This window comes from Microbacterium sp. 69-10 (assembly GCF_001897945.1).
Classification (GTDB): Bacteria; Actinomycetota; Actinomycetes; order Actinomycetales; family Microbacteriaceae; genus Microbacterium.
In genome coordinates this window covers 126,168-132,914 of sequence record NZ_MKRT01000025.1, presented here as the reverse complement: position 1 = coordinate 132,914, position 6,747 = coordinate 126,168, and the positions used below count along the sequence as shown (strand labels likewise).

At 68.7% G+C, this 6,747-nt stretch carries 6 protein-coding genes and 1 pseudogene; 6 read left to right on the top strand and 1 reads right to left on the bottom strand.

From position 1 onward, the window contains the following. Positions 1-54: 54 nt before the first annotated feature. On the bottom strand, positions 55-1,176 hold the full coding sequence (locus tag BGN97_RS13680; RefSeq protein WP_292702573.1) for a COX15/CtaA family protein: 1,122 nt from the start codon (positions 1,174-1,176) through the stop codon (positions 55-57). A gap of 236 nt (positions 1,177-1,412) precedes the next feature. On the opposite strand from BGN97_RS13680, the gene sufB reads away from it, so the two are divergent. The 6 genes and pseudogenes from sufB to BGN97_RS13650 all read left to right on the top strand — a co-directional run. Beyond that, positions 1,413-2,831: a Fe-S cluster assembly protein SufB gene (gene sufB, locus BGN97_RS13675; protein WP_292702572.1), complete on the top strand. Its 1,419-nt coding sequence runs from the start codon at positions 1,413-1,415 to the stop codon at positions 2,829-2,831. A 1-nt stretch (position 2,832) separates the two neighbouring features. Then, positions 2,833-4,029 carry a Fe-S cluster assembly protein SufD gene (gene sufD / locus BGN97_RS13670; protein WP_292702570.1) on the top strand — a complete coding sequence of 399 codons (1,197 nt, stop codon included), beginning with the start codon at positions 2,833-2,835 and terminating at the stop codon, positions 4,027-4,029. Beyond that, positions 4,026-4,352, top strand: coding sequence for a non-heme iron oxygenase ferredoxin subunit (locus BGN97_RS13665; protein WP_285630443.1), 327 nt, complete (start codon positions 4,026-4,028; stop codon positions 4,350-4,352). The genes sufD and BGN97_RS13665 overlap by 4 nt, the downstream gene beginning before the upstream one ends. Beyond that, on the top strand, positions 4,353-5,123 hold the full coding sequence (sufC, locus tag BGN97_RS13660; protein ID WP_285630446.1) for a Fe-S cluster assembly ATPase SufC: 771 nt from the start codon (positions 4,353-4,355) through the stop codon (positions 5,121-5,123). Positions 5,124-5,132: 9 nt separating this feature from the next. After that, on the top strand, positions 5,133-5,462 hold the full coding sequence (locus BGN97_RS13655) for a metal-sulfur cluster assembly factor (protein ID WP_285630448.1): 330 nt from the start codon (positions 5,133-5,135) through the stop codon (positions 5,460-5,462). 160 nt (positions 5,463-5,622) lie between these two features. Beyond that, a pseudogene (locus tag BGN97_RS13650) lies at positions 5,623-6,678 on the top strand (aminotransferase class I/II-fold pyridoxal phosphate-dependent enzyme); the annotation flags it as partial. Positions 6,679-6,747 lie beyond the last annotated feature (69 nt).

Sequence of the window (6,747 nt, the reverse complement as noted above, 5' to 3'; positions counted from 1 at the left end):
AGAGGCCCGGCTCGTCCATGGACGAGCCGGGCCTCTTCGCATCGGCGGGGGAGGTCAGGCCCCCGCGTCGGGGTTCATGGTCCCGACTGGCTTCTTGAGCTTCGTCACGACGACGGTGTACGCGGCTGCGGACAGCGAGGCCAGGAGCATGTGCACGCCGACGAGCACGGGCGGCAGCCCGGTGCGCGCCTGCAGCACGCCGACGGCCACCTGCACCAGGATGGCGATGATGAGCACCAGCAGCCAGCGCCGCGGCGGCAGCGCGAGCAGCCACGCCGAGATCGCGAGCGCGAGCACCAGCGCGGCGAGCACGTAGCCGGGCCAGGAGTGCACATGCGCGAGGATGCTGGCGTCGAAGCCCTCCCGCTTGATGTTCACGTCGCCCGAATGAGGACCGGATCCCGTGGTGAGCACGCCGAAGAGGATGGTCAGCGCGAGCGCGAGGCCGGTGATGTGGGTGAGCGCCGCGAACCAGACCGGCACGGCCCTCTCCCGCGGGCCGGGAACAGTGTCCAGGCGCACCAGGAACAGCGCGGTCACGCACACGAGCAGGAGCGAGGAGGCGTAGTGGAATCCGACGATGAACGGGTTCAGCTCGCTGATCACGGCGAAGCCGCCCACCACGGCCTGCGCCATCACACCGACGAGCACCAGCCACGCGAGCACCGCCAGGTCCCTGCGGACGGTGGTGCGGCGCAGCGAGTCCACCATGCCGACCAGCACGGCCAGTAGCAGGGCGGCCGACATCAGCGCGGCCGAGGCCACGACGCTCAGAGCGGAAGCAGCGATGTAGACGAGGACGGCCAGCACGATGCCGCCGACCGCGAACCACACGGCGCGGACGACAAGGCGCCTGCCGCTCACGGCGTGCAGGGTGAGCATGAGCACGCCGAGGGCGAGCAGGCCGACCAGGCCCGTCATGGTGCGGTTGCCGAACTCGATCGCGCCGTGGATGCCCTGGACCTCGAGGATCGGCACCAGCGACTCGGGCGTGCAGAGCGGCCAGTCCGAGCATCCGAGCCCCGAGCCGGTCAGGCGGACCGCGCCGCCGGTGCCGATGATGAGCACCTCGGCGAGGAAGGAGAGCCACGCCAGGACGCGGAGCGGACGTGCGATGACGACGTCGCGGGGCCCGGCGGGCGTGGGGGATTCGGTCGTGGCGGAGCTGACGGGCATGTGGCCTCCGGCTCCGCATCGTGGACGGTCGCGGCCCGTCCGCGAGGCGGAACCTGTAGAATCGGGATGGTTGTGATGGGCGCGCAGAGCGCGGCGTCCATCACTGACAGTCTAGGCGCGAGATGAGCGCCGGAATGATGGGGCCCACCAGCGGCATCCGACCCCCGCAGACTCGACGGGGGTCTGGTGTGTCGGGGCGGATGACACCGTTGCGGCCCGTTTGAGGAGAGTGTGTGATGTCGGATGTGCTGATCGACCGCCCGGAGCTGGATGGTCTGGGGGTGTACGAATTCGGCTGGCACGATCCCGACGCCGCCGGAGCGAGCGCGAGACGCGGTCTCAGCGAAGCCGTCGTGCGGGACATCTCCGCCCTGAAGTCCGAGCCGGAGTGGATGCTGAAGACCCGTCTCAAGGGACTCGCGCTCTTCGGCCGCAAGCCGATGCCGACCTGGGGCGCCGACCTCAGTGAGATCGACTTCGACCACATCAAGTACTTCGTCCGCTCCACCGAGAAGCAGGCGCAGTCCTGGGAGGACCTCCCGGAGGACATCCGCGAGACCTACGAGCGCCTGGGCATCCCCGAGGCCGAGCGCCAGCGCCTGGTCGCCGGTGTCGCCGCGCAGTACGAGTCCGAGGTCGTCTACCACCAGATCCGCGAGGACCTGGAGGCGCAGGGCGTCATCTTCATGGACACCGACACGGCGCTGCGCGAGCACCCCGAGTTCTTCGAGGAGTACTTCGGCACCGTGATCCCCGCCGGCGACAACAAGTTCGCGGCGCTGAACACGGCCGTGTGGTCGGGCGGCTCGTTCGTGTACGTCCCCAAGGGCGTGCACGTGGAGATCCCGCTGCAGGCGTACTTCCGCATCAACACCGAGAACATGGGTCAGTTCGAGCGGACCCTGATCATCGCCGACGAGGACAGCTACGTCCACTACATCGAGGGCTGCACGGCTCCGATCTACAAGTCGGACTCGCTGCACTCGGCCGTCGTCGAGATCATCGTGAAGAAGAACGCCCGCGTGCGCTACACGACGATCCAGAACTGGTCGAACAATGTCTACAACCTCGTGACCAAGCGCGCGATCGCGCACGAGGGCGCGACGATGGAGTGGGTCGACGGCAACATCGGCTCCAAGGTCACCATGAAGTACCCGTCGATCTACCTCGTCGGCGAGCACGCCAAGGGCGAGACGCTCTCCGTGGCCTTCGCGGGCCCCGGCCAGCACCAGGACGCCGGCGCCAAGATGGTGCACCAGGCGCCATACACGCAGTCGTCGATCGTCTCCAAGTCGATCGCGCGCGGCGGCGGTCGCTCCGGCTACCGCGGTGAGGTGCGGGTCGATCCCGCCGCCCATCACTCCTCGAACTCCGTGGTCTGCGACGCCCTGCTGGTGGACACGCAGTCCCGTTCCGACACGTACCCGTCGATCGACATCCGCGTCGACGACGTGCAGCTCGGCCACGAGGCCACCGTCTCCAAGGTCAGCGCGGAGCAGCTCTTCTACCTGCAGTCGCGCGGCATCTCCGAGACCGAGGCCATGGCCATGATCGTGCGCGGGTTCATCGAGCCCATCGCGCGCGAGCTGCCCATGGAGTACGCGATGGAACTGAACAAGCTCATCGAGATGGGCATGGAAGGCAGTGTCGGCTGAGATGACGGCCCCCACTCAGGCGCCCGCAGAGGCGCCGCACACGAACACGCACATCGACCCCGCCGCGAGGATCGCGAACACCGGTTTCGTGCCGGTCCAGACGCGCTCCGAGCGCCCGCACTCCTTCGAGCCCGCCGATTTCGGCGCGCCCACCGGCCGCGAGGTCAACTGGAAGCACACCCCGATCGCGCAGCTCACGTCGCTGTTCGAGCCCGCTGAGGCGAACGACGGCGTGACGTACTCGGTCAGCCACGAGCAGTACCTGCGGCCCGCGCTGGCGCGCGGCACGGCACCCCGCGGCGAGTTCTTCCGCCCGGAGGACGTCGTCTCGGCCGTGGCCTGGCAGGGGGCTGCGGATGCCATGCATCTCAGCATCCCCGGCGAGGAGGTCGTCGCCGAGCCGATCGTCATCCAGATCGACGGTCAGGGCGGCCGTGCGGACGGGCACCTCGTGATCGAGGCGCTCCCGCACAGCTCGGCCACGGTCGTGCTGCGGCACGCCGGCACCGCGCAGTACGCGCAGAACGTCGAGATCATCGTCCGCGACGGCGCCAAGCTCACGCTGGTGTCCGTCCAGCAGTGGCAGGACGATGCCATCCACGCCGCCGCTCACCAGGCCCGCGTGGACCGCGACGCCGAGCTCACCCACTTCGTCGTCAGCTTCGGCGGCGGCGTGGTGCGCGTGAACCCGAACGTCGAGCTCGCCGGCAGCGGCGCGGAGGGGCGCCTGTACGGCCTCTCCTTCGCGGATGCCGGTCAGCACCTGGAGAGCCAGGTCTACCTGCACCACAAGGGCCCTCACACCACCGGCGACGTGCTCTACAAGGGCGCACTGCGGGGTGCGAGCGCGCACAGCGTGTGGATCGGCGACGTGCTGATCGGACCGGATGCCACCGGTACCGACTCCTACGAGGCGAACCGCAACCTGGTGCTGACCGAGGGTGCGCGCGCCGACTCGATCCCGAACCTCGAGATCGAGACGGGTGACATCGTGGGCGCCGGACACGCGAGTGCGACCGGTCGCTTTGACGACGAGCAGCTGTTCTACCTGCAGGCGCGAGGCATCACCGAGGCCGAGGCCCGTCGCCTGGTGGTGCTCGGGTTCCTCACCGAGGTCGTGCAGCGCATCCAGATCCCCGAGCTGCAGACAGAGCTGCTCGCCGCGATCGACGCCGAGCTGATCGGAGTCGAGGCGTGACCGCGCTGCGCGCCTGCGGCGTCAGCGAGCTGGAGCTGGACACGCCGCTGCGTGTCGAGCTCGACGGCGTGGCGATGGCGATCGTGAAGGACGCCGCCGGCGACATCCACGCGATCGGCGACCGCTGCACGCACGGCGACATCTCCCTCGCCGAGGGCTTCGTCGAGGGCGACACCCTGGAGTGCTGGGCCCACGGCTCGCGCTTCTCGCTGCTCTCCGGCAAGCCCCTCAACCTCCCCGCTTACGAGCCCGTCCCCGTCTACGTCGTCGAGATCGACGGCGACGACGTGCTCATCGACCCCACTGTCATTAAGGAAGTCTGAATGTCTGTTCTCGAGATCCGCGATCTTCATGTGACGGTCGAGACCGATCAGGGCACGACGCCGATCCTCAACGGCATCGACCTGACGATCAAGACCGGCGAGACGCACGCCATCATGGGCCCCAACGGCTCCGGCAAGTCGACCCTCGCGTACACGATCGCCGGGCACCCGAAGTACACCGTCACGCAGGGCACGATCACCTTCGACGGCGAGGACGTGCTGTCCATGAGCGTTGACGAGCGCGCCCGTGCCGGCGTGTTCCTCGCCATGCAGTACCCGGTGGAGATCCCTGGCGTCACGGTGACCAACTTCCTGCGCACCGCGAAGACCGCGCTGGACGGCGAGGCACCCTCGATCCGTCAGTGGACCAAGGACGTCAAGGCGTCGATGACCAACCTGCGCATGGACCCGAAGTTCGCGCAGCGCAACGTCAACGAGGGCTTCTCGGGCGGCGAGAAGAAGCGCCACGAAATCCTGCAGCTCGAGGTGCTCAAGCCGAAGCTCGCCGTGCTCGACGAGACCGACTCCGGTCTCGACGTCGACGCGCTGAAGATCGTCTCCGAGGGCGTCAACCGCGCCAAGGAGGCCACCAACCTCGGCGTGCTGCTGATCACGCACTACACCCGCATCCTGCGCTACATCCGTCCGCAGTTCGTGCACGTGGTCGTCAAGGGGAAGATCGTCGAGGAGGGCGGCCCCGAGCTGGCCGACCGCCTCGAAGAGGAGGGCTACGACCGCTTCCTCGACCCCAGTGCGCCCATCGAAGCGTAGGCTGAGAGCATGACCGCAACGCTGACCGACGAGAAGTACGACGAGGTCACCGAGGCTCTGAAGGACGTCATGGATCCCGAGCTCGGGATCAACGTCGTCGACCTGGGACTGATCTACGATCTCGCCTGGGACGACGAGAACGACGCCCTGGTCATCCACATGACGCTCACCAGCGCCGGATGCCCGCTCACCGACGTGCTCGAGGAGCAGACGGCGCAGGCGCTGGACTCCGTGGTCGACCGCTTCCGGATCAACTGGGTCTGGATGCCGCCGTGGGGCCCGGAGCGGATCACCGACGACGGGCGCGACATGATGCGCGCGCTCGGCTTCGCGATCTGACATGACACGGGTCACGGCCGCGAAGCGGACTTGACGCGTGGGCATGTCAAGGTTGAGCGAACACGCCGAAGGCGAGTGAGACGAAACCCGAGAAGCGACATCGAAGGGGCACGGCCGCAGGGCTGTGCCCCTTCGGTATCCCGTTCGACTGGAGGAGATCATGACCGTCACCCCGATCCGCGCGCTCACTCTGGACGAGCTGCGGGAGCGCTCCAGCGAGAAGTGGCGGGAGTACCCCGAGGAGGTGCTGCCGCTGTTCGTGGCGGAGACCGACTTTCCGCTCGCGCCCCCGATCACCGCGGCGCTGGAGCGAGCTGTGCGCATCGGCGACACCGGGTACGTGGCCTCTCACACGCCGCTGGCCGCCGCCTATGCGGCGTTCGCGCAGCGTCGATTCGGCTGGACGGTCGACACCGCCCGCATCCGGTCCACCGCGGATGTCAGCATGGGCATCGTGGAGATCCTCCGCCGGGTCATCCATCCGGGGGAGCGGGTGATCGTCAACCCGCCCATCTACCCGCCGTTCTTCGACCTGGTGGACGAGGCCGGCGGGGTCGCCGAGCGTGTTCCGCTGCGCGACACGGGGGAGGGCTGGGAGCTCGACCTCGCGGCGATCGAGAAGGCCCTGGCCGACGGCAGCAGGGCGGTGCTGCTCTGCAATCCGCACAACCCCACCGGCTCGGTGCACTCCGCCGAGAGCCTGGACGCGCTGGCGCGCCTCGCCGAGCAGTACGGCGCCGCGGTCGTCTCCGACGAGATCCACGCGCCGCTGACCCAGCCGGATGCCGTGTTCACGCCGTTCCTGGCCAGCGGCGACGCCGCTCGGCGCATCGGGTACGCCGTCACCAGCGCCAGCAAGGCGTTCAACCTCGCGGGGCTGAAATGCGCCCTGATGATCTCGGCATCCGACGACACCACGGCGGTGCTGCGCTCCCTGCCGATCGAGGTGGAGTGGCGCACCGGCCAGTTCGGGATGCTGGCGGCCGTCGCCGCGTTCTCCGAGGAGAGCGATGAGTGGCTGGACGGCCTGCTGGCCGCGCTGGACGAGAACCGCAGGCTGCTGGCCGACCTGCTCGAACGGCATCTGCCGGGAGCGCGCTACCGGATGCCCGATGCCGGCTACCTCGCGTGGATCGATCTCACCGACCTCGGCTGGGGTCCGAACCCGGCCAAGCAGATCCTGCGGCAGGCGAAGGTCGCCCTGCACTTCGGCCCGGCGTTCGGCGCGCAGGGGGCAGGGCACGTGCGCGTGAACTTCGGCACGAGCCCCGAGATCCTCACCGAG